Below are 1452 nucleotides of genomic sequence, written 5' to 3'. Positions count from 1 at the left end.
GTCATCAGGGTGTCTTTCCGATTTTGGGCATAGTTTACCGCTTTCGCCAAACGGGTTCCTTTGTTTGGGCGCTGTTGATCCAGCCAATTCCAGAATGCCTCCAGTATCGGCTTCTCCTTTTCAAGACGAAATTGTTTTCTCTGCTCCGCAGTGTGATTTTTTGCTTTTGAGTACCGCTCACAATCAAACAGCTTGGAACAGAACTGTACTCCCTGCACTGCCGGAAGGCTGTAATCATACTCTTTCCCTTTCGGTATGGCATCTGTGAAGTAACGTCTCACATGTGCCCAGCAAGAGCAGCGTTTGATATCCGGCAGATTATTATAACCCTGGTATCCATCTGTCTCCAGATATCCGCTGAACCCCTGTAGGAAAGATGCTGCATGGAACTTTGCCCTTGTCTCTGTGTAATGGTAGAGCAGGATCGGCGGAAGTCCATCTTCTCCACTGCGGAAGAGCCACATCCAGGAATCCGTTTCAGGATTACGCTCCGGCTCATTCAGTACCTGAACCCGGGTTTCATCTGCCATCAGATATTTACGCATCCGTAACTGACGGTGAAAATAATTATAAACATGACGGAGATAATTCTCGGCACAGTAAATGATCCAGTTAGCAAGCGTAGCCCGGCTTAATGGGACACCCAGTTGCTTCCAGTCCTCTTCCTGCCTGTTTAACGGCAGACCATTCTGGTACTTCTGGTGCATTGCCCATCCGACAACGGATTCCGATGCATAACTTTCCGGGATCAATGGTTCCTGAACAGGGGCTTTGACAAATGTCTGATCATCCGGATGTTCCTCTGATATGGCACACTCCGGGCATTTATAGGTTTCACGATAGATATTTACTACTTTTCCCTTGGCAGGGGTAAAACGAAATTCATGGCGGACGAATTCTTTCCCAATACATTCCATCTGCGTTCCGCAGGTTGGACAGTTTCGCTCCTCTTCCGGAAGAGAAATGATCTCGTCGCAGGAAGGAACATTTTTAAAGAGATCAGCATGTGTCCGTCTTGCTTTTCTCTTATGTTCCGGAACAGTGATGTCATCAGGAAGTTCCTGTTCCCATGTCGGATCTGCTTCCTGCTCGGCTTCATCAAAAAGATTCAACTGGCCAGCGATATCTTTCCGTTTTTCACTGGAAGTACCAAAAAGTTTCTTCGTGAGATATTCAATCTGCTGACGAAGGTTTTCTTTTTCCAGCCGGTCTGCTTCCAATGTTTTTTGTAAAGACTGGATCAGTTCTGTCTGTGTGGAAATCGTCTTATTCAGTTGGTTGATCATGTCCTTGTACGCAAGGATTTTTGAATCTTTTGAATTGCCAGCCATATGTTTTCTGCTCCTTTTTCACTGCTCTTATTATACCATAAAAAGCAATGAAAAAGAAGCAGAAACCCCAGCATTTACAAGGGATTTCAGACATGATACAGGGTGAGAAGCCCCTCCGTTT

General features: G+C 45.8%; 1 protein-coding gene. It reads right to left on the bottom strand.

Translation table 11 applies throughout. From position 1 onward, the window contains the following. Nucleotides 1-1331: IS66-like element ISRgn2 family transposase (locus PGS38_RS17385; protein ID WP_270476449.1), on the bottom strand; the 1331-nt coding region annotated here is incomplete at its 3' end. Between the last annotated feature and the right edge of the window lie 121 nt (nucleotides 1332-1452).

Origin of the sequence: Fusicatenibacter saccharivorans, assembly GCF_027667425.1 — a bacterium.
GTDB lineage: Bacteria > Bacillota > Clostridia > Lachnospirales > Lachnospiraceae > Fusicatenibacter > Fusicatenibacter saccharivorans.
The sequence above is the reverse complement of the archived record's forward strand: the minus strand, read 5'-3'. Positions and strand labels throughout refer to the sequence as shown.